This window comes from Mesorhizobium sp. M1143, from assembly GCF_040318435.1.
In the GTDB taxonomy this organism is placed as follows: Bacteria; Pseudomonadota; Alphaproteobacteria; order Rhizobiales; family Rhizobiaceae; genus Mesorhizobium.
The window spans coordinates 159,787-184,965 of the sequence record NZ_JAMYMJ010000006.1 but is presented as its reverse complement, the minus strand read 5'-3'; the positions used below and the strand labels follow the sequence as shown (position 1 = coordinate 184,965).

Genomic DNA, 25,179 nt, shown 5'->3' with positions numbered 1-25,179 from the left:
CACGCGCCCCCCGCCGGGACCACCCGCAGGCCCGCGCGGGCGAGGTATACGCTCTGGCCCGCGGCGGCACCCCCCGCCGGCGCCGGCGGCGTGGTCGGCTCGGACGCGTATGCACTGCCAAGCGCCGATGCCGAGACGCTCAGCGCCAGCCCGGCGAGAATGCCAATTCCACGAAAGTTCCTCATTGTGTTCCTCCCAGATGTTTCGACGTCTGCTGCTGCCCGCATCTATTCATGACGGCTGATTGGCGAACCGGCCTCCCGCTGTCCGCCTGCCAGCATTCTCAGCCGGCCTGTTTCAGGGCCGTTTTTTCGGCGCGCAGTTCCTCGATCGAGCGCACTTTGCGCCGCGCCGCACCCGCCCAGTCGCGGGTTTTCACCATCGATTTCGAAAGCCGCTCCTTGGCGGCCGGCACGGCATCGGCGTATTGCGGCAGCCAACGCGCCTGGGCGACGACCATCTCGTCGACCATCTGCCAGACCTCTTCCGGCGTCGACACCGCACCCACCAGCGGATCGTGCAGCACCGCGAGCTTGAGCAGGTCAATGTCGCCCGTAACAGCCGCATGCACCGACATGCGCTGAACGTTGATCGAAGCCATGCAGGTGGCCGCGCAGGCTTCCGGCAGCGTGATGCCTGACGCCATGTTGATGCCGAAGCGATCGACGAAACCGGGCGATTCGATGATCGCGTCCTGCGGCAGATTGGTGATGATGCCGGTGTTCTTGACGTTGAAGTGGCCGCGATAGACGCGGTTCGTCTCCAGCGCTTCGAGAATATGGCTGGCATGCTCGTTCGAGCGCTTCGATACGTCGAGCGGCTTCGACGCCGCTTCGAGGAATTGCGGATATTCCGTCTCGAACCAGTTGCGGGTTTCCGTGGAGTAGCGAAGATAGCCGCCGGTCTCGCCATGGATCCAATCGGACATGTCGATCCAGCGGGTGATTTCGTCCGGCCGCTTGCGATACCAGGGCAGATATTCGGAGAGATGACCGTTGCTTTCGGTGGAGTAGACGCCGAAGCGCTTCAGCACGTCGATGCGCAGCTTTTCCTGCTGCGAATAGACCGGATGCGCCTCGAAGGCAGCCACCAGTTCGTCCTTGCCGATCTTGCGGCCGTTGAGCCGCAAATCGATGAACCAGGTCTGGTGGTTGATACCGGAGCAGACATAATCGAGTTCGCTGTGCGACTTGGCGCCGAGCACTTCGGCGATCTGTTCGGCGCCGTGCTGGACACCGTGGCAGAGGCCGACCGTATCGACCTTGCCATATTCGATCGCCGCCCAGGTGTTCATCGCCATCGGGTTGGCATAGTTGAGGAATTTGGCGCCTGGCTCGGCGACCTCCAATATGTCCTTGCAGAAGTCGAGGATGACCGGGATGTTGCGCTGGCCGTAGAGGATGCCCCCGGCGCAAATCGTGTCACCGACGCACTGGTCGATGCCGTATTTCAAGGGAATGCGGATATCGTCGGCATAGGCTTCGAGCCCGCCCACCCGGACGCAGCTGATGACGTAGCGCGCGCCTTCCAGCGCCTTGCGGCGGTCGGTCGTCGCCGTCACCCTGGTCGGCAGCTTGTTGGCCTCGACGATGCGGTCGAGGATCGCCTTGATCATTTGCAGATTGTGTTCGCTGAGATCGGTCAGCGCGAATTCGATGTCGCTGAATTCCGGGATGCACAAAATGTCGGTGAACAGCTTCTTGGTGAAGCCGACGCTGCCCGCGCCGATAATAGCGATTTTGAAACTCATCACCTTCACCTCGATCCATTCGAATGCCGGGTAAGGAGCAACAGGAAAGGGAATGGCGGCCCGCCTTGGCGCGCATGCCATTCGAGCCGGAATTCCGGCTCGTTCTCCTCCCCGCCCGCTCCTCGACCGCGGGTCTTTCGCGTTCTCAGGATTTGGATTATGCCGTTATTCCAGGGCGCGGCCAGAGAACGATTATGCTTTCGAGGGTAATTTTGTGCTGCATGATCTGATCGCCAACGGACAGTTGATGCGCACCATCTCGCTGCCGCGCGGCCGCCAGCGCCTGCATGCCATGCCGACCAGCACCGGCTATGAAGTACGCGAGGGCGTGACCTATGACTGGGATGGGCGCAAGCGCGGCCAGACACCGTTCACCGTGCTGCAGCACACGATCAGCGGCACCGGCCAGCTGCGCTACGAGAACCGCAACTACCGCCTGCAGGCCAACGACACGCTGCTGGTGCTGGTGCCACACAACCATCGCTACTGGCTGGAGAAGGGCGACCGCTGGGAATATTTCTGGATCTCGATGAATGGCGAGGAGGCGCTGCGCGTCCACAAATCCATACTCAGCGTCTCCGGCCCGGTGTTTCGGCTGCAGCCGGAGACGATCGATCATCTCGCCGATTGCAGCCTGCGCCTGATCAAGGGCGGCGCTTCGCCTGGCGCTGCTTCGGCAATCGCCTATGAGGCGGCGATGGCGCTTTACGACGATGTCTTCGGCTCGCACGCCTTCACTGAGAAACAGAGCGTCATGCAGCCGGTCATCGATCATATCAACGCCAATCTCGACAAGCCCTTGCCCGTGGCCGAGCTCGTCCAGATCAGCGGCCTCAGCCGCGCCCATTTCTCGCGCTGCTTCGCCGAGAGCGAAGGCGTTCCGCCGGCCGAGTTCGTGCTGCAGCAGCGGCTGCAGCGGGCGGCGAAGCTGCTAACCAAAGCCGATTTCCTGCCGGTCAAGGAGGTCGCCATCCTGTGCGGCTTCGAGGACGCCAACTATTTCTCGAAAGTCTTCCGCCGGCTCTACGGCATCAACCCGACGCAGTTCCGTACCACCGGCATGTATGCCAGCCTGGGCAGCCTTCGATAGGATTACCCGATGCGGTTGCCGCTTGCGGGATCGAATAGATGCAGCGCCGCCGGATCGGCAGACAGCCGCACCGTATCGCGCGGTCGGATAGTGCTGCGTCCCATGACGAAGACACAAACCAGCTGGTTGGCGAGCCGGACATAGAACTGCGTCGACAGGCCGAGCGGCTCGACCACCTCGACTTCTGCCTTGAGCGGACCATCGTCGGCAAGCTGGATGTGCTCCGGCCGTAGCCCGACGGTGAGCACATCGCCATCCTTCGATGGCAAGCCATCAGGCAATCTGAGCTTCTGGCCGTCGGCCAGCACCGCATCCACCTTGCCGCCCTTGGCGACTGTCGCTGGAAAGAAATTCATGCCGGGCGAGCCGATGAAGCCGGCCACAAAAGTGTTGATCGGCCGATCGTAGAGTTCGAGCGGATGGCCGACCTGCTGGACGTAACCGTCATGCATGACGACGATGCGGTCGGCCATAGTCATGGCTTCGATCTGGTCGTGGGTGACATAGACCGATGTGGTCTTGAGCTGCTGGTGCAGCGCCTTGATCTCGGCGCGCATATGGACGCGCAATTTGGCGTCGAGATTGCTGAGCGGTTCGTCGAACAGGAACACTTTGGGATCGCGCACGATGGCGCGGCCCATGGCGACGCGCTGGCGCTGGCCGCCGGACAGTTGCCTGGGCAGACGTCCGAGGAAACTGTCGAGGCCGAGGCGCTTGGCCGCCGCCCCTACCCTGCCGTCGATCGTCGTCTTCTCCGCCTTCTTTAAAAGCAGGCTGAAGCCCATGTTCGACGACACGTCCATGTGCGGATAGAGCGCGTAGGACTGGAACACCATGGCAATATCGCGGTCCTTCGGCGCGACATCGTTGACCAGCCGATCGCCGATATGGATCTCGCCGCCCGACACTTCCTCCAGCCCGGCAATCATGCGCAAAAGGGTCGACTTGCCGCAGCCGGACGGGCCGACCAGCACGACGAACTCGCCATCGGCGATTTCGAGGTCGACGCCGTGCAGGATGCGCAGCGAACCGTAGTCCTTCTCGACGTTTTGCAGCGTGACGGAAGCCATCGATTATCCTTTGACCGCGCCGGCGGTGAGGCCGGTGACGAGATAGCGTTGCAGGAAGGCGAAGAAGATGCAGACCGGGATCAGCGCCAGGATCGACGCCGCCATCATCTGCCCCCAGTCGACGGCGAACTTGCCGATATAGGTGAGCAGGCCGACGGCAAACGTCTTCTGGTCGTCGCTGGAAATGAGCATCAGCGCGAACAGCAATTCGCTCCAGGCGGCGGTGAAGACGAAGCCAAGCGTGGCGCCCATGCCGGGCAAGGTCAGCGGCACGATCACCTTGCGCATCGCCTGCGCCCGCGTGCAGCCGTCGATCATCGCCGCTTCCTCCAGATCCTTCGGAATGCCGTCGAAGAAGGACTGCATCAGGAAGGTGGCGAAGGCGGTGTTGAAGGCCGTGTAGATGATGATCAGACCGACCAGGCTGTTGGTCAGGCCAAGCTCGCCCATGACGCGGTAGATCGGCGGAATGACCATCACCAGCGGGAAGGTTTGCGTCAGCAAAAGCATGATCGCCAGTGTCGCCTTGCCGCGAAAGGTGAAGCGCGACATGGCGTAGCCGGCGAGGGTGGCGATGACCGTGACGAGCGCCGCGGTCGACACCGAGACGATGACGCTGTTGAGGAAATAGCGGGGGAAATCAGAGGCTTCCAGGACAGTGATGAAGTTGCGGAAGGTCGTCTGCGACGGCCACAGCGTGATGCCCTCGGAATAGAGCAGCCGCTCCGGCGTCACCGAAATCTTCAGCGTCCAGAAGATCGGGAACAGGGCGAAGATCATATAGGCGGCAATCGCCGCGTAGAGGCCGACGCCGCTGAAGATGCGCGAGGAGGTAGAGCGTCCGGCAATCATCAGACGTGCCTCACCAGCAACCGGCGGATGGCGATCAGCGCGATCGCATAGGCGATGAGCAATACCAGTAGCAGCACCGCCACCGCGGAGGCATAGCCCTTGTCCAGCGACTTGAAGGCACTGACATAGATGTAGACCGGCACCGTGCTGGTCGAGCCTGCCGGCCCGCCCTCGGTCATGACAAAGATCAGATCGGCGAAGGTGGCGATCCAGATCGTACGCAGCATGACGGTGATGACGATGGTCGGCGCCAGGAACGGCAGCGTCACCTTGGTGAAGCGCTGCCAGGGCGAAGCGCCGTCGATTGCGGCCGCCTCATGCAGTTCCGACGGGATCGACTTCAGCGCCGCCAGCAGAGTGATGGCGAAGAACGGAATGCCGAACCAGATGTTGGCGATGATCGGCCCCCACATGGCGGTGGCCGGATCGGACAGCACATTGGTCGGCTCGGCCTTCAGCCCGAGCGTGAAGAGCCAATGCGGCAGTGGTCCGATGATCGGATTGAACAGCCACGCCCAGGTCAGGCCCGACAGGAAAGATGGCACCGCCCAGGGCAGGAACACCACCGCCTGCACGAACTTGCGCCCGACAAACGGTTTGTCGAGCAGCAACGCCAGACCCAGGCCGAGGAAGAACTGGAAGAACAGGCTGGCGACGGTCCACCACAGCGTGTTGACCAGCGCCTGCCCCAGCACCTGGTCGGTCAGCATCGCCTGATACTGGCCTAGACCGACATATTCGGATTTGAAGGCGGAGAACTTCCGGAACGAATAGCTGATGCCGATGATCAGCGGCACCAGCAGCACCACGACCAGCAGAACGATCGCCGGCGAAAGATAAAGCCAGGGCTCGATTGCTGCATGCGTCAGCCGCTTCTTTCGCGGCCGGCCGGCGGATCGTATTTCGGACACGGCGTAGGTCATTGGGTGCTAAATCGTCTCCTGGAGGAGCGCCGGGATTGGCGACAAGCGTCCTACCCGCTCACGAGAAAGATGCCGGTCCACCCTCCGTAGCTGCAGCGCAGCTGCTGCGGAGGACGGGCAGGCAGATGAGGGGCGGCGCCAGCCTTGGGGTGCTCGCGCTGCCCCTCATCCGGGCCTGTCTATGCATGTCGTTGTCCCAAAACCGCTACGCACTTTTGGGCGACATGCATTCGGGCCACCTTCTCCCCGTAAACGGGGAGAAGGTGGAAGAACTACTTCTTGTTCTTGGCCAGCCAGTCCTGCTGTTCCTTGGTCAGGAACGCGGCCCATTGATCGGCAACGTCCTTGGCCGACTTCTGGCCGAGCAGCACTTCCTGGAAATTCTTGATCGCCACCTGGTCGACGAAATTGCCGAGGTTCTCCAGATGTGTCGGCGGCGTCACCATTTCATATTTGGAAGTGTCGCTGAGTTCGGTGAACCAGCCTTTGAACTGCTCGGTCTTGAAGTGGGCATCCTGGTCGGCGCCATTGTGGATCGGCACGACGCCGACTTCCTTGGCCCATTCGAGATTGTCCTTGGGCGACAACAGCGTCGCCATCAGCTTCCAAGCATCGTCCTTGTGCTGCGAATTGGCGAACATCGCCCAGCCGGCATAGCCCAGCGTCGGATAGGATTTGCCGCTTGGCCCCACAGGCAGCGGCGCCACGGCAAAATCGTCGGCACTCATCTTGTCGGCAATGCCGATCAGCGCATCCGGATCCTGGTTGAGCATGGCGCAGGTGCCGGAATAGAAGCCGGTGACGGTCTCGTTAAAGCCCCAGCTCACCGCATCCTTGGGCGCCAGCCCGTCCTTGTACATGTCGGCCAGCATCTGCAGGCCCTTGACCGAGCCCTCCTCGTTGATGGTCGAGGTGCCGTCCTCGTTGAAGTAGCCGCCCTTGCCGGCGGCGATGTTCATGAACATGTGCATGCCGTTGAAGGCGCCCGGCCCACCGCGCAAGCAATAGCCGTACTTGCCTGGAATGGCCGAGATCTTCTTGGAGTCGGCGATGAAGTCGTCGAGCGTCGCCGGCGGACCGTCGAGACCGGCTTCCTTGAACAGCTTCTTGTTCCAGAACAGCGCATTCACATAGTAGCCGTACGGGATCATGAACTGGGTGTTGTTGACGGTCGAGCCGAACTGCTTGGCGCGGTCGCCGAGCGTTTTGGCATCATCCCATTTGGCCATGTAGGGACCGAGATCCTCGAGCTGGCCGTTGGTGGCGTAGAGGCCCATCCAGCGCTCCGGCATCTCGACGATGTCGGGCGTATCGCCGGCCTGCACCATGTTCAGGAATTTCTCGAACGCCTGGCCCCAGGGCAGCGAGACCACCTCGACCTTGACGCCGGCATTGGCGGCCTCGAACTCGGCGATCTGCTTCTTCAGGAATTCGGTGCGCTGCGGGCTGGTGATGACCTCGACCAGCTTGAGGGTGGTGTCGGCCAATGCGCCGCTGGCGGACATCGCCAGGCCGGCAGCGGTGGCAAGCATGATGCTCAGTCGTTTCATGTTCAGAACTCCCATTTTGAACCCAGTCATTTTTTTGCTTTGTCGAAGGCCTGGCCGATGTCGGCCCAGAGGTCTTCGACGCTTTCCAATCCGACATTGAAGCGGATGGTTCGGGGGCTGACGCCGAAGCGCGCCATCGAATTGAGACCCGGTGTCTGCTCGAGCGAGGCCTTTGCCGGCACGACGAGGCTTTCATGACCGCCCCAGCTGACGCCGATGCGGAAAAATTTCAGCGCATCGACGAAAGCGGGAATGTCGACATCCTCCGTCACCTCGAAGGAGAACAGCCCGGCATAGCCGGCAAGCGTCTTCTTGCCGGGATGGTTGGAATAGGCGGGATGATTGACCCGCTCGACCTTGTCATGCGCCTTCAAGCGCTCGGCGATGATGAGCCCGCTCTTCATGTGATGCGGCAGTCTCAGCGGCAGCGTGCGCAGGCCGCGCAACAGCAGCCAGCCCTCGAAGGGCGACAGCTTTGCGCCAAGCTGCGAGTAGGTCTGGTCGTTGATGTGCTTGATATGGGCGGCCGAGCCCGCCACCACACCGGCGACGGTATCGCTGTGGCCGCCGAGATATTTCGAGGCCGAGTGCAGCACCAGATCGACGCCGTGCAGGATCGGCTTCTGGAACACCGGCGTCGCCCAGGAATTGTCGATTGTGGTGACGATGCCCTGCTCTTTCGCCAGCCGCGTCAGATGTTCGAGATCCTGCAGCTCGAACATCATCGAGGTCGGGCTTTCCAGGTAGAGCAGTTTCGCACCGGGAAGTGCCGCGGCCACCGCATCCGGATCGGAGCCGTCGACATAGTCGACCTTGATATGCAGGCGCGGAAACAGCCGCTCGAACAGTCGGTAGGCGTCGCCATAGCAATTGCGCACCGCAAGGATGCGTTCGCCTGCGCCGACGAAAGCCAGCAACGTCGCGCTGATCGCAGCCATGCCGCTCGAAAAACCACGTGCGGCTTCAGCACCTTCAAGCGCTGCGACGCGCGACTCGAATTCCATCACCGTCGGATTGTCGCCGCGCGAATAGATCGGCTGTTTCCTGCGCCCGGCAAAGGTGTCGACCATGTCGGCATAGCTGGCGAAGGTGAACAGCGAGGTCTGGTAGATCGGCGGCACCACCGCATTGCCGGGGAACGGGTCGTCATGCGCCAGAAGCGTCGCCGCCTCGGCGAGATAGTCGCTGCCGGAAATGCCTGGGTCGAAGCTGTGCTCGTTCATGTGCGGACCGAAAGTTTGAGGTTGGCGGCGCCGCGCTTCAAATCGTCCTCGACCGTGGCGATCAGCTTCAGCGCTTCGGCCCGGGCGCCTTCCGGATCGTGCGCGGCGATGCAGTCGAACATGGTGCGGTGGTAGGGAAAGCTTGCGTGGCCGAAATCGCGCACGCCGAGCGGATGTTCCCAGAAGCGGTGGAACAGTTCGTGCATGGCGGCGATAATCTGCTCGAACAGCGGATTGCCGCAGGCGCGGTAGATCGCCTGATGGAATTCCCAGTCCTCTTCCGACGACATGCCGGCGCGGCTGAGAAACTCTTCCTCCATGATGTCGAGCTTGCGCTCGATCTCGGCGAGGTCGTCCTTGTCGGCACGAATGGCGCAAAGGGCGGCGGCTTCCGCTTCCAGCGCGCGGCGGATTTCCAGCGTGCGCATCAGGCCGGTGAAATCATTGCCGCCGGCAAGCGTCAGCGGCATGTGCAGCATGTCGAGCGAGACGGCGGCCTTGAGATAGGTGCCCGAGCCCTGCCGGCGCTCGACCAGGCCAAGCCCTTCCCAGCGCGTCAGCGCCTCGCGCACCGTGTTGCGGCTGACCTTCAGACGCTCAGCGAGGATGCGTTCGGTCGGCAGCCTCTCACCGGGTTCCAGCTTCTCGCGCATGACGAAGCCGGCCAACGCCTTCAGCACCGCGTCGTCGCGGGCCGTCGTCTGGATCGGCGGAAGGCTGAATTCGGTCACCGGGGCTATTACCGAAGTGGTTCAATGGTCCAACCAATTTCTGCACAGACGAAGGGACCTGTCAACAGTGGAAACGCAGCAAGGCCGAAGGGCCAGGGGATGCACCTTCGGCCTTGCTGCTTCAGCCGTGGATGCGCGCCGGCGCAGCGGCGGCGCGAGCCTCGCGCCAGCGAGCGAAGATTGCCTCGCGAACCCGCCTCGAACCAGAGAGGCGCTTTTTTGCCTGCGCCAGCACCGCAGGCGACGCCTCGGCGGGCGTGCCGGACCGAAAGGGAGGAGCCGGGGCGTATTCGAGCGAGAGCTGCACGATCTCGGCCTCCTCCTGTCCAAGCAGCCTCGCAACCAGCGCCAGGCCGAAGTCGATCCCCGAAGTGACGCCGCCGGCGGTGATGAGCTTGCCGTCTTCGACGATACGCTCGTCGACCGGGATCGCTCCGAACTCCTCAAGGAAATCATGCGCATACCAGTGCGTGGTCGCGCGCTTGCCCCTCAGCAGTCCGGCCGCCCCAAGCACCAGGGCACCGCTGCAAACGGAGGTGATGTAGCGCACCTGCCCCGCGCGCTCCCACACGAAATCGAGGACTGTCTGGTCCTCCAGCAGCGCGTTGACCCCGCCCCCGCCAGGAATGCACAGCGCGTCGAGGGGCCGGCAATCGTCAAAGGTCGCGGTTGGCGTCAGCGAGAGGCGCGTCGATGACGTCACCGGGTTGCGATCCTTCCAGATCAGTTCCACCTCGGCATCCTTGGCCGATGCCAGGACTTCGTATGGGCCGGTGAGGTCGAGTTGTTGGACGTCGGGGAATACGAGGATGCCGAAACGAAGGGGCATGGAAATCTCCGTGGGTTGACTTCGGGCAATCTACGGCATCATGGTTTGGCACGATTGCCATTCACCCCTCGTTTCAGGCCAAAACCCGATGCGCCGTATCGAAGTGCTTGCCTATCCCGACATCCAGCTCCTCGACGTCAGCGGACCGCTCCAGGTCTTTGCCAGCGCCAACGACTTCAAGCGGCAGGCGGGCGAGCCGGCCCCCTACGAGGTCGTGGTCGTCGCCGCCTCGCCCCGGATAAGGACCTCGGCCGGTCTGGTGCTGGAGGCCACGGCGCTGCCAACCCACGGAGGTGAGATCGACACGCTGCTTGTCCCCGGCGGATGGGGCGTCAACGCGGCCTGCGACGATGCCCAGCTGGTCGAATGGATTGCCAGCCGCTCGCGCGATGCCACGCGAAGCGCTTCCGTCTGCAGCGGCGCCATGCTGCTGGCGACGGCTGGCCTGCTCGACGGCCGCCGCGCGGTGACCCATTGGGGACGCTGCGCGGAGTTCGCCCGGCGCTTTCCCGCGGTCCGCCTCGAACCCGATCCGATCTTCATCCGCGACGGCAATGTCTGGACATCCGCCGGCGTAACGGCGGGGATCGATCTCGCCCTCTCCCTTGTCGAGGCCGACCTTGGCCGGCACACGGCGCTTGCCGTGGCGCGCGAATTGGTGGTCTTCCTGAAACGTCCCGGTGGCCAGGCGCAGTTCAGCCAAACCCTCAAGCTGCAGCAAGGCGACGGGCGCTTCGACCGGCTGCATGGCTGGATCCTCGAAAATCTGGCCGGCGACCTGTCGCTCACGCAGTTGGCCGACCACGCCAATATGAGCCCGCGCAGCTTCTCGCGGCGCTATCGCGAGGCCACGGGCCGGACACCCGCCCGCGCGATCGAGGAGATCCGGATCGAGGCGGCGCGACGGATGCTGGAGCGGGGCCAGCCCGTCAACCAGACGGCCCGCCGCTGCGGTTTCGGCTCGGAAGAAACCATGCGGCGCGGTTTTTTGCGCGTGCTGGGCACCAATCCGCGCGCCTATCGCGAGCGTTTCTGATCGCGAGGGCTTGCGCCATTAAGCCGGCGGTCGACGCCGTAGAAATAGAGCCTCTCCAGCGTTCAGGCGGGATGCTGTAGCTGGCTGAGCCCGCCATCGACGACGAGGGTCGCCGCGTTCATGAACGGGCACTCCTCAGAAATCATGAACACAGCGGCCAGCGCGATCTCGCGCGCCGAGGCGATGCGGCCGCCGGGATGCAGCGCCAGCGTCCTGGCGCGCGCCGCAACCGAATCGGCAAAACTGTTCCAATAGTCGGTCGCCTTCTGCGTCTCGACATAACCGGGCGCCAGCGCGTTCACGCGCACGCCCTGCCCGGCATATTCCAGCGCCAGCGATTTGGTCAGCCCAAGCAGCGCGTGCTTGGCCACGGGATAAGGGAAGGTATGAGGGATGATGGTGAAGCTGTGCGTCGAGGCGATGTTGAGGATCGCGCCACCGCCATTTGCGATCATTCCTGGCAGCACCGCCTTGCTGCAATTCCAGGCGCCCTTGACGTTGACGTCGAAATTGCGATTCCACTCCTCCTCGGTCGCCTCGAGCGGCGTCGAGAACACATTCATCCCCGCATTGTTGATCAGCGCGTTGATCGGCCCGATCGCGTCGGTCGCCCGGCTGACGGCAGCGGCAATCGCGGCCCCGTCGCTGATGTCGGCTGCGGTATGTCCGACATGGCCCTGCGGTGCGGCAAGGCCGGCGACCGTTTTGTCCAGCAGCGCGCCGTCGCGATCGACCAGGAACAGTTTTGCCCCTTCGGCCAGGCAGGCCCCGGCGATGGCAAGCCCGATGCCTTGCGCGGCGCCGGTGAGGAAGATGCGTTTGCCGGACAGGCGCTCAGCCATGGCTGTCACTCCACTGCAAGATGGTCAGCGCCGGCCCAGTGCCGACGAACGCAGATTGTCGAGCAAAACGGCAAGCAGCAGGATCACGCCGCGCACAATGTACTGGTAGAAGGCTGGGATGTTGAGCAGGTTCATGGCGTTTTCGGCAATGCCCATGATCAGCACGCCGACGATGACGCCCGACATGGTGGCCCGGCCGCCGGCAAGCGAGACGCCGCCGAGCACGCAGGCCGAGATGACCGAGAGTTCAAGCCCGACCGCCGCATTGGGCTGGCCCGACGTGATGCGCGAGGCCAAAAGGATGCCGGCGATGCCACAGACCACGCCTTGCAGAGCAAAGATCCAGATGCGCGTCCAGTCGACATTGACGCCGGCCAGGCGCGAGGCCTCCGGGTTGCCGCCGATGGCCAGCGTGTTCTTGCCGAAGACGGTACGATTGAGGACAAAACCGAAGATGCAGAACAGCACGGCCAGGACCCAGACCGGCGTCGGAATGCCGAACAGCTTGGATAGCGCCAGCTGGTAGAAATCCGGGCTGTTGATGCCGACGGCGCGGCCATCGGATGCGATCAGCGCAAGGCCGCGCACGATCTGCATGGTGGCAAGCGTCGTGATCAGCGCGTTGATGCGGAATTTGGCGATGACGACGCCATTGATGAAGCCGACGAAGGCGCCGCAGGCGATTGCCGCGAGAAGCCCGAGCAGGATCGAACCGGTATAGTTCGACGCCATTACCGCGACCATGCCGGCAAAGGCGACGATGGAGCCGACCGAGAGGTCGAAGTCACGCGCGGCAAGGCAGAACATCATCGTGCAGGCGACAATGCCGACGGTGACCACCGACTGCAGCAGGCCGAGCATGTTGCGGTCGGTGAGGAAGTTCGGCACCAGCAGCGACACCAGCACGAAGGCGACGATGAAGATGACGACGAGGCCCTGTTCGCCGAGCAGGATCTTCTTCAACTGATCGGTCATGGTAAAGATCCTCAGGATGCGATCGCGTCGGGGGTTTTCTGATCGGGAAGAGCAGCGGCCAGGATCGCTTTTTCGGCGAACTGGTCGCGGGCGAGTTCGGCGCTGATGCGCCCGCCGCACATCACCAGGATGCGGTCGCAAATGCCCATCACTTCCGGCAGTTCGGACGAGACGACGACGATCGCCATGCCGTCTTCGGCAAGCTGGTAGAGCAACTCGTAGATTTCCGCTTTGGCGCCAACATCGATACCGCGTGTCGGCTCGTCGACGATAAGCACGCGCACGCCCTGCTCCGACAGCCAGCGGCCGAGAATGACCTTCTGCTGGTTGCCACCGGAGAGGTTGATGATGTCCTGCTTGCGCGACGGCGTGCGCACCTTGAGCTTCTTGATGAAGGTCTCGGCGGTGGCGATCTCGCTGGCGCGGTTCAGGATCCCGAAGCGCGTGTGATGACGCCGCGACGAGATGTTGATGTTCTCCTCGATCGAGCGGCCCTGGATGATGCCGTCATGCTTGCGGTCTTCCGAGCACAAAACGATGCCGGCGCGGATCGCGTCATGGGGATCGGTGGCATGAACGACCTTGCCGTCGACGCTGATGGTGCCGCCTGAGCGCCGGTCGGCGCCGAAGACCAGCCGCATCAGTTCCGAGCGCCCCGCGCCGATCAGGCCGAAGAAGCCGACGATCTCGCCCGCCCTCGCCTCGAAGCTGGCGGGCGTCGTCAGTTTTACTCCGCGAACAGCGTCGACCTTCAGCCGGACATCGCCGGCCGGGCGTGGGCGAAACCCCCAGATATCGGAGATTTCGCGGCCGACCATTTCGGCGACGACCTGGTCGCGTGTGACGTTTTTCAGCGACGCATGGTGCGCCGCGAGCTTGCCGTCGCGCAGCACGGTCAGGCTGTCGCAGAGGCGGAACACTTCGTCCAGCCGGTGCGAGACATAGATGATGACCTTGCCCTCGCCGCGCAGGCGGTCGATCAGGGCAAACAGGATTTCGCTTTCGCGCGACGACAATGACGAGGTCGGCTCGTCCAGAGCGATGACGCGCGCGTCGAGCATGATCGCCTTGGCGATCTCGACCATCTGGCGCTCGCCGATCGACAGCGTCTTGACCTTGCGGCTGATATCGATGTCGATGCCGGCTGATTTCAGCTTGGCGCCAACATCGTCCAGCATCCTGGCACGGGCGATGATGCCGGCGTTGGCGGGGAAGCGGCCGAGGCTGAGGTTTTCGGCAACAGTGAGCTCGGGAACCAGCTGCAGTTCCTGGTGGATGACGATGACGCCATTGTCGAAGGCATCTCGCGTCGTTGCATAGGCTTGCATCTTGCCGTCGATGAGGATCTCGCCGTCATCGGCATGCTGGTCGCCGGACAGGATCTTGATCAGCGTGGATTTGCCGGCGCCGTTCTCGCCCATCAGGCCGTGCACGGCGCCCTTGTCGACGCCGAACGAGACGTCCGACAGCGCCTTGACGCCCGGATAGGTCTTGGTGATTTCCGAGAAGTCGAGAAAGGACATGGGGCGCCTATCCTTTTGCCATGCCAAACAGGCGGCGACTGTGAGCCGCCGCCTGTTTGTACAGGGAGGATTATTCGATGCCGAGACCCTTGCGGACCGTCTGGTAGTCGTCGCGCTTGGCCAGCGCACCGGCGGTCAGGATGAGCTTCTCGGGTTCCTTGTTGTTGGCGACCCAGTCATACATGTTGAGCGCAGTCTCGTAGCCGTGACGCTTCGGCGAGATGATCACCGTGCCGACGAAGCCGGTGGCGGTCGGCTTCTTGAACTCGTTGATCGCCGAATCCGCGCCGCCAATGCCGACGCCGATCACGTTTTCGGCCGGGATGCCGACGCTTTCGGAAGCACGAACGGCTCCGAGCACGGCTTCGTCGTTGAGGCCGAAGGAGACCCACTTCTTGATGTCGGCATGGGCGTTGAGCACCACCGTCGCCGCATTCAGCGCAGCCTCGGTGTCGGTCTTGGCCTGAGGTGCGTCGAAGATGTTCTCGGCCTTGAAGCCGTTGGCCTTGAGCACCGAGATGGCGCCTTCGACCCGGTCGACGGCGGTCGGCAACTGATCATAGGAGACGCGGATGGCGCCAACCTCGTCGGCCTTCCAGCCGCGCGCCTTCATTTCGTCGACGATCGCCTGGCCGACGGCCTCGCCGATCTTGGTCGCCGAAATGCCCATATGCGGCACGTCTTCCAGGGCCTTGCCGTCTGCGCCGACCAGACGGTCGTCAACGGTCATCAGCTTGAGATTGTTGGCGGCGGCCTTGGCGACGATGCCGGGGCCGAGTTTCACATCAGGTGTGCAGACGATGAAGCCTTGCGCGCCCTGCGCGCCGAGATTGTCGATCGCCGACATCAGCTTCTCACCGTCCTCGGCGCCGATCTTGACCAGGGTAAAACCCTTCTCCTTGGCGGCCTGGTCGGCGAACTTCCATTCGTCCTGGAACCACGGCTCCTCGGGCTGTTTGACGATAAAACCTATCTTGGTGTCCTGAGCATATGCAGCGATGGTCGTGACGGACAGCACGGCAAGCGCGCCCGCGACGAGCGCGGTCTTCAGAAGTCGCATGATTACCTCCCAGCGATGGCCGGGCGCTCAGCCCGGATGCAGAGTCTCTAATTCTTTTTATCATACTCGTCAATTGATCTGGTATGATAATTGAGCTACATGCTCTGACCAGGGATCGCTGGCGCAAATCATCCGCATCCGGTAAGGCCGGGGACGCGAGATCAGTGGTTTCGCCGCCTTGGAGGAGGGCTGAGGTGACCGAAACTTCGAAGAAGGCATCAGGCGACACCCGCCGCCCGCGCGTCATGCCCGATGTGACCAAGGCGCTTGCCTCAGACATCTTTTCCGGACGCTATCCCGCCGGCTCGTCTCTGCCGACCGAAAACGAACTCGGCGTCGAATATGGCGTCAGCCGCACCGTCATCCGCGAGGCGCTGAAGGTGCTGGCCGCCAAGGGGCTGGTGCTGTCGCGGCCGCGCATCGGCACGGTTGTATGTGAACAGGACAACTGGAACATCATCGACCCGCAGGTGCTGGCCTGGCACGCGCCGCATGCGCTGGACGACAAATTGTTCGACGCCATCCTCGAAACGCGCCGCGCCATCGAACCTCTGGTAGCTGAACTGGCGGCGACTCGTGCGACGCTGCAGGAGATCGCCGATCTCGAAGCCGCCTGGCGCGGCATGGCCAATGCCGGCGAGGATCTCGCCGCCTTCTCGCGCTCGGACATCACCTTCCACCAGATCGTCTATGCCGCGAGCCACAACCCGATCTTCCGCCAGATCGGCAATCTGATCGACACCGGGCTGAAATTCTCGCTCGAAGCAACGGCGACCATTTCGCTCGCCCGGCGCATGGAAGCGGTGGCGGCGCACCGTGAGGTGGTCGAGGCGCTGCGCATGCGCGATGCCGCGGCGGCGCGTGCGGCGGCAGGCCGGATCCTCGACCTTGCGGCGCGCGACCTGGTCAGCGCCAAGAAACTCAAGAACAACTGAGACCAGCATGAAAATCATCTCGCTCACCACCTACATCGTCCCGCCGCGCTGGCTGTTCCTGAAGATCGAGACTGATGCCGGCGTTACCGGCTGGGGCGAGCCTGTGGTCGAAGGCCGTGCGCTGACGGTCGAGGCAGCGGTCAAGGAACTTGGCGATTATCTGATCGGCAAGGACCCGCGCCTGATCGAGGACCATTGGACGGTGATGCATCGCGGCGGCTTCTACCGCGGCGGGCCGATCCTGATGAGCGCCATTGCCGGCATCGACCAGGCGCTGTGGGACATCAAGGGCAAGGCGCTCGGCGTGCCTGTGCACGAACTGCTCGGCGGCAAGCTGCGCGACAGCATCAAGGTCTATTCCTGGATCGGCGGCGACCGGCCGGCGGAAGTGGCTGATGGCGCCAGGGAAGTGGTGGCGCGCGGTTTTCAGGCGCTGAAGATGAATGGCACCGAGGAACTGCAGATCGTCGACAGCCATGACAGAATAGATGCGGCTGTCGAACGAGTCGCCATGGTGCGCGAGGCCGTTGGGTCCAACATTGGCATCGCCGTCGATTTCCACGGCCGCGTCCACCGGCCGATGGCGCGCATGCTGGTCAAGGAGTTGGAACCCTACCGGCTGATGTTCATCGAGGAGCCGGTGCTGAGCGAAAATCGCGAGGCGCTGAAGGAGATCGCAGCGCTGGGCTCGACGCCGATCGCACTCGGCGAGAGGCTCTACAGCCGCTGGGATTTCAAATCGGTGTTCGAACAAGGCGCCGTCGACATCATCCAACCAGACCTGTCGCATGCCGGCGGCATCACCGAATGCCGCAAGATCGCAGCGATGGCCGAGGCCTATGACATTGCGGTGGCGCCCCACTGCCCGCTCGGCCCGATCGCGCTCGCCGCCTGCCTGCAGCTCGATGCCGTCAGCTACAACTGCTTCATCCAGGAACAGAGCCTCGGCATCCACTACAACGCCGCAAACGATTTGCTCGACTATGCCGCCAACAAGGACGTCTTCCGCTACGAGGATGGCTATGTCGCAATCCCCGATGGTCCCGGCCTCGGCGTCGAAATCGACGAGGACTACGTCAAGGAACGCGCCAAGGAAGGCCACCGCTGGCGCAACCCGGTCTGGCGTCACAAGGACGGCTCCTTCGCCGAGTGGTAGCCCGGCCGACCTTGCGGCCAGGCCTTCAGGACCTCGGGTTCGATTTCGCGGTGGCGCCAGCGTAACGCAGGCCTCTGATGGGCCGCAGCGCCGAGCACCAGCGCATGGGAACCGTCGGCGCCGGCAAGCCGCAACTGCTGACCGCCTGGGTTGCGGCAAGCGATCGAAAGCGGTCGCTATCCTGGGACATGGCTGATGTCCTGTTCTCATCGACCTTTTCTTGGCCCGCCAGCCGCGTCACCTGCCCGCGGCGTGCCGGCCTGCGTTCCTGCCGGAGAAGATGCAGCTGCCGAGAAATGTCCCTTCCAGCGCATTGTAGCCGTGATAGCCGCCGCCACCGCCGCCGGCCACCTCGCCTGCCGCATAGAGCCCGGCAATGGGCGCGCCATTGCCATCGAGAACCTGCGAATTGAGATTGGTGTGCAGGCCGCCAAGCGTTTTGCGCGTCAGGATTTTGAGGCGCACCGCGATCAGCGGCCCGTGCCTGGGATCGAGTATCTTGTGCGGCTTGGTCACCCGGAAGATCTTGTCGCCGATGTAGTTGCGGGCGCCGCGGATGGCTGTGACCTGCGCATCCTTGGTATAGGCATGGTCGACCTCTCGATCGCGCGCCACGATCTGGGCGTTGAGCCCGTCGTAGTCGAGCAGATTGTCGCCTGACAGCGCGTTCATCCCGGCGACCAAGTCGGCCAGGTTGTCGCGGACGACGAAGTCCTCGCCCTTTTCCAGGAACGCTGCCACCGATGGTGGCGCCTTGCCGCCGCGCCGGTTCTTCAGCACGGCCCGCCAATCCTTGGCCGTAAAGTCTAGGTTTTGCTCCGAACCCGACAGCACGAACTCCTTCGAAGCGATCGTCTTGCTCAGCACGAACCAGGAATAATCGTGTCCCGTCGACAGGATACGCTTCAAGGTGCCGAGCGAATCGAAGCTCGGGAAGAACGGCGCCTCCATGCGTTGTCCCAGAGCATCGAACCATAGCGGCGACGGCGCCGACAGGATGCGAATGCCGTGGTTCGGCCAGATCGGATCCCAGTTCTTGATCCCCTCGACATAGTGCCACATGCGGTCGGCGTTGATGACGGCCCCGCCGGCGTCCTGGGTGATCGCCACCATGCGGCCGTCGACATGGTGCGGCACGCCGGCAACCATACGCTTCGGCGCTGGCCCCAGCCGCCCGACCGGCCAAACCTTGCGAACCAACTCATGATTGCCGCCGATGCCGCCCGAGGTGACGATCACGACACCGGCCGAAAGCTCGAAATCGCCGACGGCCGTGCGGCTCGACTGCTTGCCGCGCTCGACATTGGACGCCTCCAGCATTTCACCCATGACGCCGGTGACCGCACCATTGGTTTTGACCAGCCGGTTGACCTGATGGCGGAATTTCAGCGTGATCAGCCCTTTGGCGACGTGCTCGCGCACGCGCCTTTCGAACGGCGCGACCACGCCCGGCCCAGTGCCCCATGTCAGGTGGAAGCGCGGCACTGAATTGCCGTGGCCATTGGCCAGCGCGCCGCCGCGCTCGGCCCAGCCGACCACCGGCCACCAGCGCATGCCCATGGCGTAGAGCCACGGCCGCATCTCGCCGGCGGCGAAATCGACATAGGCTTCCGCCACTTTCCTTGGCCAATGGTCCTCGGGCCGGTCGAACTGGGCAGAGCCCAGCCAATCCTGCCAGGCGAGGTCGCGGCTGTCCTTGATGCGCAGGCGGCGTTGCTCGGGCGTGTTGACCAAAAACAGGCCGCCGAGCGACCAGAATGCCTGGCCGCCGAGAAAACCGCCACCCTCTTGCTCGACGATGATCACGCGCTTGCCGGCATCGCCGAGTTCCGCGGCTGCGGCCAGGCCGGCCAGCCCGCCGCCAACGATGATTGCATCCGCGTCAGCCATTGTCGTAGCTCCTGTGCCGGCTTTTGTTTTTGAGATCGGATGCTCGTTGCTAGCTGCGCAGCGCGTTCCAGATGATGCGCGGCAGCTTCATGAGGCTCGGCCGGTAGTTGAACTCGGTGATCAGGCGGCCGACCATGTGTGCCCTTTTGTGGGTCAGGAACCAGGCCGGCTTCGGCATGATGCGGAACGGCGCTTCGAGCACGCTGCGCTCCGGTCTGTCGAACAAATAGGTGTTGTGGACGACGCCGATGCCGCTCTGCACATCGTCGAGCGTGTGGCCAGGGAAAGCACCCCAGGTCGGGCGCAGCAGCGCGAACAGAACGCCGCTCCAGGAATTGATGCCGATGCCGCCATAGCGCAGTTCGGCAATGATTTCCTCGAAGCGCTGCCGGCCGATCTCGGCGATCGTCCTGGGATGGATGAGGATGTTGGCGGCAAGCGTGCCGTGCAGCTTTTCATTGGCGTAGGCGACAGCGGCGCGCAGATAGGATTCCGCATTGCCCGCCGGCAGCCGCATGACGCTGAGCGCCGGCGCGAACACCTCGGCATTTTCGAGATAGGTATCCGTGCCCGGCCGGAACGGCACCACCACGCAGGCCGGCCCGCCGGGCCGCTCGAATTTCTGTACGCTGTCGGCATGCGCCTCGAAGGCGGCGAGGCGCTCGGTCGCGCCGGGATAATAGGCCGGGCGCGACGGGGCTTTCTGCATCACCTTTTCGAGGGCCGCCAGAAGCGCGTCGGATTTGTCCCAGCCTTCGGGCAACACGAGCATTTGGCAGGCGATACAGTTGAAACCGGAATTGTTGAGCTTCTGTGTGGCGATCAGTTCGGCATGGTAGGCGATGTCGGCATTCGACCATGGGCCGGGCACCACGATGGTCGGCGCCACGCCACCAAGCTCAGAGGTGATACGCCGGCTGTTGCGCGGCGTGCCCGCCGCCTTGTTCTTGCGGCCCTCCTCGCCGGGACCCCAGACGATCGCGTCATGCGAGGCGGCGGCACCGGTGATGTGGATGTCGTCAACGAGATCGTGGTTGCACAGATACGCACCGACATCGGTGCCGCCGCGCACGATGCGCAGCGCGCCGAATTCGATCAGCGGCCGCAGCGCCGGCCGCAGGAAATCAACGAGGTAATCATTGACCGGGTTCATCTTGAGCAGGACGACCTGATGTTCGACGAGCAGCTTGTGCAGGCAGTCGAGCGGCGCGATCGAGGCGACGTTGCCGGCGCCGAGCACGAGGCCGATCTTGCCCTTGCGGCTGGTGCGCGGCGCGTCATAGGCCGAGGCGGTGTTTGCGGCGAGGTTCGCCTTGGTCACGCCGGGCTGCATCCAGATCTCGGCCTTCAGCCCGGTGAACAGCACCTTGTCCCAGAGCGAATTCGGAACCACCGTCACAGCCACCTGTCCGTTGGGCAAGGTGCGAACCGGCAGATTGTCAAGGAACTTCTTGCCCTCCATCAGGCTCAGCGTGTGGATGAACTGGTTGCAGCCATCCATCAGCGCCGCCGGGCCAGCCAGCCATTCCTCACCTTCCAGCGGCGAGCCGGTCGGGATGCCCTTCTTGCGCGTCGCGGTTTTGACCCACGCCTCGGCGACCTCGCGGATGTGATCCTTGACCTGCCGCAGCAAGGCGATCCGCTCGCCATTCGAGGTCTGCGCCCAGTCGTCCTTCCTGGCGTCGAGATCGGTGAGCGCGAGGTCGAGTTCGGCTGCCCATTCAGGCTGCACGGGCTGGGTTTTGACTGCCTTGGCAACCATCCTATCCTCCTCCACTTCGATCTCTTTGTTTGACGCAATTCCTGTGGGAAAACCGCTTCACACTTTTCCTGGAATTGCTCTACGAAAACGGCAGTGCGGCCCATTGCTCGACGAATTTCCCGCCGGAATAGACCTGGATCGAACCGAACTGCTGTAGCACGAATTCGCTCTGCGTCGGACGCAGGAAGGCGTAGTCGTCAGGCCCGACATTGACGTTGTCGGGCAGCGCCATGAATTGCTGATTGGTCGAAAAGCCGAACGTCTTGTCGGTCTTCATCCCCACGGGATGGACGGGCTTCGCCATCCATTTTCCGCCATAGAGAAAACAGCCGCGCCGCGGCAACAGCCCGAGCTTCTGCAGCAGCCAGGAGCGCTGGTCGAGGCCCGGCGCCTGGACATCGACCACTTTCAGGATCGGCGTCGCGATGAATGCGGCAGGCCGCAATTGGCTGAGGCTCGGCACATCGAAATCGGTCGGCAGCATAAAAGCCGATCCGATGGACAATTCATTGGCGCCGACCCAGCTGTCATAGAGCAATGCGGTGCTGCTGCCGCCAAGATTGAGGATCTTGCGCTGGTCGGCGGCAAGGCAAGCGACATACTGGCGAAACAGGCTGATCGCCTTGACGCGCGCCTTGGCCGGTCCTCCCAGTAGTTTGGGGATATGGCCGATATGCGCCTCGTAGGCCATGACGCCTTCGCATTTCAGCCGCGGGTAATTCGCCAACGCGAAAACTGCCCGGGCCAGTGAGTCGGGATCGCTGATACCGCCGCGATGAAGGCCGACATCGACCTCGAAGCAGACGCGCAGCTCGCGGTCGAGCTCGGCGGCAAGCGAGCCATAGGCGGCCAGCCGCTCCTCGGTATCGATCAGCCAGACGATGCGCGACGTAGCTTCGCCGAGCCCGGCGAGAACGCCCTTCGTCAGCGCGTGCCTGGCGCCGGCAACCGGCATCGGCTTGCCCAACAGGAGATCGACTTGGGGAAACACTTTCAGCATCTCGGCGCTGATCGGCAGATGAAAGGTCATCAGCCTGTCGGTCGCAAACGCCGCGCGGATATAGTCGATCAGCGGCAGGCATGGCAGCGACTTGTCGACGAGGCGCAGATCGAGGCCCGTGGCGAACTTCGCCTTGATCGCAGCGATGTTGTGATCGAGCCGGTCGAGATCGAGCACCAGGCAAGGCTGAAAGATCCCGGCTGCCCTGAGCGCGCCCGACATTTCCGCGAAATAGGTGTCGGTCAGGCTCATGCCGCGACGCCGAGCAGCCTGGCAATATAGGGCGACACGAAGCGGTTGTCCGGGTCCATCTCGCGGCGGACCGCCATCGCATCGTTCCAGCGCGGATAGAGCGCGCTCAATTCCCTTGATGTCAGGCTGTGCATCTTGCCCCAATGCGGGCGGCCGCCGCGCTTCCTGAAGATCGGCTCGGCGGCGTTGAAGAACGCCATCGGATCGCGCTCGATGCCGTGATGGATGGCGATGGAACAGGTCGGGCGCTTGTAGAAGGGGCTGAGCCAGACATTGTCGGGCGCGACGACGCGCACCTCCATCGGAAAATAGACCTCTGGAAACCGCGTCTCGAGCAGCGCAATGATTTCGCTGAGTGCGGCCGCCCCTTCCTCGAACGGCAGGTGGTATTCCATTTCGTTGAACTTGACGTTGCGCTCGGAGGTGAAGACCTTCAGCCACTCCTCGATATAATCCTCGGCCGGCACCTTGGCGAAGGCCGAGCCGATGAGACGGCGGCGCAGCCAAGGGAGCCAGCTGAGATAGTCGCGCAGTTTTCTCAGCGTCGTCACCGCATCGTCGTCTTCCGTCGGCGGACGCACAGTCGCCGGCGCCTCGGTGATGTCGCTGGCAATCAGCAGCGCCTGGCCCGAAAACGGCACGTAGTAGAACTCGGCCGAACGATGCGCCGTCATGGTGCTTTCGAATTGCGCAAGCACATCGGCGATCGGCGCCGTCCAGCGGCGGTGCCGCATCCGGTAGCTCGCCACGTTGCGGATCGTCACTTCGGTGACGGCGCCGAAAGCGCCGAGCGAAGCGCCCATGGCTTCGATCATGTCGGGGCTCTTGGCACGGTCGAACTCTTTCAGCGCGCCACGCCCGTCGACGATCTGCATCGCCTCGAGCTGGGTGTGGTACGCGCCAAGTGTGATGCCCGAGCCGTGCGTGGCGGTGCCGAGCGCCCCGCCGAACGCCTGCTTGTCGATGTCGCCCATGTTCGGCAGCGCCTGGCCGACGCCGTGCAACAGCTTTGCCAGCGCGCCGATCTTCGTGCCGGCGCCGACCCGCGCCGTCAGTTTTTCGGGATCGTGCGACCTCAGGCCCTCGAAGCGGTCGAGCGACAGGATGGTGCCGTCATTCTTGACCAGCGGCGTAAAGGAATGGCCCGTGCCGACAAATCGAACTGGTCCCGGCGAGTTGCGAATGGCACCACTCAGCTCATCGAGACTCTGCGGTTCGGCAAAAGCCTGCGGCGTGGCCGTGACATAGCCCGACCAATTGCTCCACTGGCTGATAGCCTCTCCCACGATCCCTCCCTGGGGCGCCGGCTTTGCCGGTCTTTCTCCTAGCGCTAGATAATATGATACATAGTCAGCTTTTCCGGATATGATACATTGTCAGCTTTCTGTCAACCTGGCAATCGGAGGTGTCTTGCGTCCGCCGGCCGCATTATCTACAGCGACGCACGCTGAGCCGGCGTCGGCATTGAACGCAGTTCGTTGCCCCTTCAAGCCAGCCCAAACGTTTCCACGGCCCGCATGATGCCGCGCAATTCGGCCAAGCCCTTCAGGCGGCCGATCAGCGAGTAGCCGGGATTGATCCTTGTCTTGCCGATATCGTCGGCGAGCAGGTGGCCATGGTCCGGCCGCATCGGGATTTGCCAGTCGGCGCGGCCCTCCTTGCGGCGGCGCGCCTCCTCCTGCATCAGCGCCAGGATGACATGCGCCATGTCGGTGCCGCCTTCGAGATGCTCGGCCTCGTAGAACGAGCCGTCATCCTCGATGGTGATGTTGCGCAGATGGGCGAAGTGGATGCGGTCGGCGAATTCCTTGACCATGGCGACGATGTCGTTGTCGGCGCGCGTGCCGTAGGACCCGGTGCAGAACGTCAGCCCATTGGCCTGGCTGTCGACGGCATTGAGAATGAAACGCGCATCCTCGGCGGTCGAAACGACGCGCGGCAGGCCGTAGAGCGAAAACGGCGGATCGTCGGGGTGGATACACATGCGCACCCCCTCCTCTTCCGCCACCGGAATGATCTCGCGCAGGAACCACGCGAGGTTGTCGCGCAACTCCTTCGGCCCGATTCCGTCATAGTCCGCAAGCGCCTCGCGAAAACTGTCGCGGTCATACTTGCGCTCTGTAGCCGGCAGGCCGGCGATCAGATTGCGCTCGATCTGGTCGATCTTCTCGGGCGGCAATTCCTTCAGCCGCGCTTCCGCCTGCGCAATACGCGCCGGCGTGTAGCTGTCAGCTCCGTTCTTGCGCTTCAGCACGAACAGATCGTAGGCGGCGAAATCAACGGCATCAAAACGCAGGGCGTAGCCTGTCGTCGGCAGCCGGTAGGCAAGATCGGTGCGGGTCCAGTCCACCACCGGCATGAAATTGTAGCAGATCGTGGCGATGCCGGCCTTGGCCAGCGCGCGGATCGAATCGCGGTAATAGCCGGCATAGCGCTCGCGTTCCTGCGCGCCGATCTTGATGGAATTGTGGACCGGAATGCTCTCGACGACCGACCAGGTCAGTCCTGCTTCCTGGATAATGCGCTTGCGCTCCAGCACTTCGGCCTCAGGCCACGCCCGGCCGTCATAGATATGGTGGAGCGCCGAGACCACGCCGGTGGCGCCCGCCTGCTTGACATGATCGAGCGTCACCGGATCATCGGGCCCATACCAGCGCCAGCATTGTTCCATTTTCGGCTTTCCTTCTGCGAGAGGTTGGCAACTTATTGTTGGACCCCGATGGGAGTCGA

General features: G+C 63.3%; 22 protein-coding genes. 4 read left to right on the top strand and 18 right to left on the bottom strand.

Annotated elements, in window-relative coordinates:
* Both NKH35_RS07840 and NKH35_RS07835 read right to left on the bottom strand, forming a co-directional pair.
* On the bottom strand, window positions 1-185 hold a 185-nt coding region (locus NKH35_RS07840; RefSeq protein ID WP_352914031.1), incomplete at its 3' end, for a hypothetical protein.
* Between the two features lie 98 nt (window positions 186-283).
* Complete coding sequence (locus NKH35_RS07835; protein WP_031197811.1) at window positions 284-1,750, bottom strand: alpha-glucosidase/alpha-galactosidase; 1,467 nt, start codon at window positions 1,748-1,750, stop codon at window positions 284-286.
* 247 nt (window positions 1,751-1,997) lie between these two features.
* Here NKH35_RS07835 and NKH35_RS07830 point away from each other — a divergent pair, with 247 nt between their 5' ends.
* Window positions 1,998-2,840 carry an AraC family ligand binding domain-containing protein gene (locus NKH35_RS07830; protein WP_081725414.1) on the top strand — a complete coding sequence of 281 codons (843 nt, stop codon included), beginning with the start codon at window positions 1,998-2,000 and terminating at the stop codon, window positions 2,838-2,840.
* A gap of 2 nt (window positions 2,841-2,842) precedes the next feature.
* Here the strand turns inward: NKH35_RS07830 and NKH35_RS07825 are convergent, their stop codons facing one another.
* The 7 genes from NKH35_RS07825 to NKH35_RS07795 all read right to left on the bottom strand — a co-directional run bounded on the left by NKH35_RS07825 (window position 2,843) and on the right by NKH35_RS07795 (window position 10,018).
* Window positions 2,843-3,910 carry an ABC transporter ATP-binding protein gene (locus tag NKH35_RS07825; RefSeq protein ID WP_023668129.1) on the bottom strand — a complete coding sequence of 356 codons (1,068 nt, stop codon included), beginning with the start codon at window positions 3,908-3,910 and terminating at the stop codon, window positions 2,843-2,845.
* Window positions 3,911-3,913: 3 nt separating this feature from the next.
* Window positions 3,914-4,762 (bottom strand): carbohydrate ABC transporter permease, encoded by an 849-nt coding sequence (locus NKH35_RS07820; RefSeq protein ID WP_023691354.1) that lies wholly within the window; start codon window positions 4,760-4,762, stop codon window positions 3,914-3,916.
* Window positions 4,762-5,685 (bottom strand): carbohydrate ABC transporter permease, encoded by a 924-nt coding sequence (locus tag NKH35_RS07815; RefSeq protein WP_023685296.1) that lies wholly within the window; start codon window positions 5,683-5,685, stop codon window positions 4,762-4,764. Before NKH35_RS07815 ends, NKH35_RS07820 begins: the two co-directional genes overlap by 1 nt.
* 272 nt (window positions 5,686-5,957) lie before the next feature.
* Window positions 5,958-7,235 carry an ABC transporter substrate-binding protein gene (locus tag NKH35_RS07810; RefSeq protein ID WP_023733168.1) on the bottom strand — a complete coding sequence of 426 codons (1,278 nt, stop codon included), beginning with the start codon at window positions 7,233-7,235 and terminating at the stop codon, window positions 5,958-5,960.
* 26 nt (window positions 7,236-7,261) lie between these two features.
* Complete coding sequence (locus tag NKH35_RS07805) at window positions 7,262-8,458, bottom strand: PLP-dependent transferase (protein ID WP_023733169.1); 1,197 nt, start codon at window positions 8,456-8,458, stop codon at window positions 7,262-7,264.
* Entirely contained in the window at window positions 8,455-9,189 is a 735-nt protein-coding gene (locus tag NKH35_RS07800; RefSeq protein WP_023668124.1) for a FadR/GntR family transcriptional regulator, read from the bottom strand. The genes NKH35_RS07805 and NKH35_RS07800 overlap by 4 nt, the downstream gene beginning before the upstream one ends.
* Before the next feature lie 121 nt (window positions 9,190-9,310).
* Window positions 9,311-10,018, bottom strand: coding sequence for a DJ-1/PfpI family protein (locus tag NKH35_RS07795; protein ID WP_023733170.1), 708 nt, complete (start codon window positions 10,016-10,018; stop codon window positions 9,311-9,313).
* Between the two features lie 88 nt (window positions 10,019-10,106).
* On the opposite strand from NKH35_RS07795, the gene NKH35_RS07790 reads away from it, so the two are divergent.
* The gene (locus tag NKH35_RS07790; protein ID WP_023687903.1) at window positions 10,107-11,054 is read left to right on the top strand and encodes a GlxA family transcriptional regulator; all 948 of its coding nucleotides are present in this window, start codon (window positions 10,107-10,109) and stop codon (window positions 11,052-11,054) included.
* Between the two features lie 62 nt (window positions 11,055-11,116).
* Here the strand turns inward: NKH35_RS07790 and NKH35_RS07785 are convergent, their stop codons facing one another.
* The 4 genes from NKH35_RS07785 to NKH35_RS07770 all read right to left on the bottom strand — a co-directional run bounded on the left by NKH35_RS07785 (window position 11,117) and on the right by NKH35_RS07770 (window position 15,454).
* On the bottom strand, window positions 11,117-11,896 hold the full coding sequence (locus NKH35_RS07785; protein ID WP_023687902.1) for an SDR family oxidoreductase: 780 nt from the start codon (window positions 11,894-11,896) through the stop codon (window positions 11,117-11,119).
* A gap of 24 nt (window positions 11,897-11,920) precedes the next feature.
* Window positions 11,921-12,871 (bottom strand): L-arabinose ABC transporter permease AraH, encoded by a 951-nt coding sequence (gene araH / locus NKH35_RS07780; protein ID WP_023687901.1) that lies wholly within the window; start codon window positions 12,869-12,871, stop codon window positions 11,921-11,923.
* 11 nt (window positions 12,872-12,882) lie between these two features.
* Entirely contained in the window at window positions 12,883-14,394 is a 1,512-nt protein-coding gene (araG, locus tag NKH35_RS07775) for an L-arabinose ABC transporter ATP-binding protein AraG (protein WP_023733171.1), read from the bottom strand.
* Between the two features lie 70 nt (window positions 14,395-14,464).
* Complete coding sequence (locus tag NKH35_RS07770) at window positions 14,465-15,454, bottom strand: arabinose ABC transporter substrate-binding protein (RefSeq protein WP_023668118.1); 990 nt, start codon at window positions 15,452-15,454, stop codon at window positions 14,465-14,467.
* A 245-nt stretch (window positions 15,455-15,699) separates the two neighbouring features.
* On the opposite strand from NKH35_RS07770, the gene NKH35_RS07765 reads away from it, so the two are divergent.
* On the top strand, window positions 15,700-16,389 hold the full coding sequence (locus NKH35_RS07765) for a FadR/GntR family transcriptional regulator (RefSeq protein WP_245259915.1): 690 nt from the start codon (window positions 15,700-15,702) through the stop codon (window positions 16,387-16,389).
* Between the two features lie 7 nt (window positions 16,390-16,396).
* Window positions 16,397-17,545, top strand: a complete 1,149-nt coding sequence (dgoD, locus tag NKH35_RS07760; RefSeq protein WP_023714596.1) for a galactonate dehydratase — start codon at window positions 16,397-16,399, stop codon at window positions 17,543-17,545.
* A 237-nt stretch (window positions 17,546-17,782) separates the two neighbouring features.
* On the opposite strand, the gene NKH35_RS07755 is transcribed toward dgoD, so the two are convergent.
* The 5 genes from NKH35_RS07755 to uxuA all read right to left on the bottom strand — a co-directional run bounded on the left by NKH35_RS07755 (window position 17,783) and on the right by uxuA (window position 25,120).
* On the bottom strand, window positions 17,783-19,435 hold the full coding sequence (locus NKH35_RS07755; protein ID WP_023733172.1) for an FAD-binding dehydrogenase: 1,653 nt from the start codon (window positions 19,433-19,435) through the stop codon (window positions 17,783-17,785).
* 49 nt (window positions 19,436-19,484) lie between these two features.
* Window positions 19,485-21,197 carry an aldehyde dehydrogenase family protein gene (locus tag NKH35_RS07750; protein WP_023733173.1) on the bottom strand — a complete coding sequence of 571 codons (1,713 nt, stop codon included), beginning with the start codon at window positions 21,195-21,197 and terminating at the stop codon, window positions 19,485-19,487.
* A 79-nt stretch (window positions 21,198-21,276) separates the two neighbouring features.
* Window positions 21,277-22,449 (bottom strand): alanine racemase, encoded by a 1,173-nt coding sequence (locus tag NKH35_RS07745; RefSeq protein WP_031262054.1) that lies wholly within the window; start codon window positions 22,447-22,449, stop codon window positions 21,277-21,279.
* A complete protein-coding gene (locus NKH35_RS07740; RefSeq protein WP_023668112.1) occupies window positions 22,446-23,735 on the bottom strand; it encodes a D-arabinono-1,4-lactone oxidase in 1,290 nt (429 codons plus the stop codon). Before NKH35_RS07740 ends, NKH35_RS07745 begins: the two co-directional genes overlap by 4 nt.
* Window positions 23,736-23,935: 200 nt before the next feature.
* Window positions 23,936-25,120 carry a mannonate dehydratase gene (gene uxuA / locus NKH35_RS07735; protein WP_023668111.1) on the bottom strand — a complete coding sequence of 395 codons (1,185 nt, stop codon included), beginning with the start codon at window positions 25,118-25,120 and terminating at the stop codon, window positions 23,936-23,938.
* Window positions 25,121-25,179 lie beyond the last annotated feature (59 nt).

Bases quoted from the DNA above. Each gene is read 5' to 3' on its own strand.
- NKH35_RS07835 (WP_031197811.1), bottom strand. From the start codon at position 1,750: ATGAGTTTCAAAATCGCTATTATCGGCGCGGGCAGCGTCGGCTTCACC.
- NKH35_RS07830 (WP_081725414.1), top strand. From the start codon at position 1,998: ATGCGCACCATCTCGCTGCCGCGCGGCCGCCAGCGCCTGCATGCCATG.
- NKH35_RS07825 (WP_023668129.1), bottom strand. From the start codon at position 3,910: ATGGCTTCCGTCACGCTGCAAAACGTCGAGAAGGACTACGGTTCGCTG.
- NKH35_RS07820 (WP_023691354.1), bottom strand. From the start codon at position 4,762: ATGATTGCCGGACGCTCTACCTCCTCGCGCATCTTCAGCGGCGTCGGC.
- NKH35_RS07815 (WP_023685296.1), bottom strand. From the start codon at position 5,685: ATGACCTACGCCGTGTCCGAAATACGATCCGCCGGCCGGCCGCGAAAG.
- NKH35_RS07810 (WP_023733168.1), bottom strand. From the start codon at position 7,235: ATGAAACGACTGAGCATCATGCTTGCCACCGCTGCCGGCCTGGCGATG.
- NKH35_RS07805 (WP_023733169.1), bottom strand. From the start codon at position 8,458: ATGAACGAGCACAGCTTCGACCCAGGCATTTCCGGCAGCGACTATCTC.
- NKH35_RS07795 (WP_023733170.1), bottom strand. From the start codon at position 10,018: ATGCCCCTTCGTTTCGGCATCCTCGTATTCCCCGACGTCCAACAACTC.
- NKH35_RS07790 (WP_023687903.1), top strand. From the start codon at position 10,107: ATGCGCCGTATCGAAGTGCTTGCCTATCCCGACATCCAGCTCCTCGAC.
- NKH35_RS07785 (WP_023687902.1), bottom strand. From the start codon at position 11,896: ATGGCTGAGCGCCTGTCCGGCAAACGCATCTTCCTCACCGGCGCCGCG.
- araH (WP_023687901.1), bottom strand. From the start codon at position 12,871: ATGACCGATCAGTTGAAGAAGATCCTGCTCGGCGAACAGGGCCTCGTC.
- araG (WP_023733171.1), bottom strand. From the start codon at position 14,394: ATGTCCTTTCTCGACTTCTCGGAAATCACCAAGACCTATCCGGGCGTC.
- NKH35_RS07770 (WP_023668118.1), bottom strand. From the start codon at position 15,454: ATGCGACTTCTGAAGACCGCGCTCGTCGCGGGCGCGCTTGCCGTGCTG.
- NKH35_RS07765 (WP_245259915.1), top strand. From the start codon at position 15,700: ATGCCCGATGTGACCAAGGCGCTTGCCTCAGACATCTTTTCCGGACGC.
- dgoD (WP_023714596.1), top strand. From the start codon at position 16,397: ATGAAAATCATCTCGCTCACCACCTACATCGTCCCGCCGCGCTGGCTG.
- NKH35_RS07755 (WP_023733172.1), bottom strand. From the start codon at position 19,435: ATGGCTGACGCGGATGCAATCATCGTTGGCGGCGGGCTGGCCGGCCTG.
- NKH35_RS07750 (WP_023733173.1), bottom strand. From the start codon at position 21,197: ATGGTTGCCAAGGCAGTCAAAACCCAGCCCGTGCAGCCTGAATGGGCA.
- NKH35_RS07745 (WP_031262054.1), bottom strand. From the start codon at position 22,449: ATGAGCCTGACCGACACCTATTTCGCGGAAATGTCGGGCGCGCTCAGG.
- uxuA (WP_023668111.1), bottom strand. From the start codon at position 25,120: ATGGAACAATGCTGGCGCTGGTATGGGCCCGATGATCCGGTGACGCTC.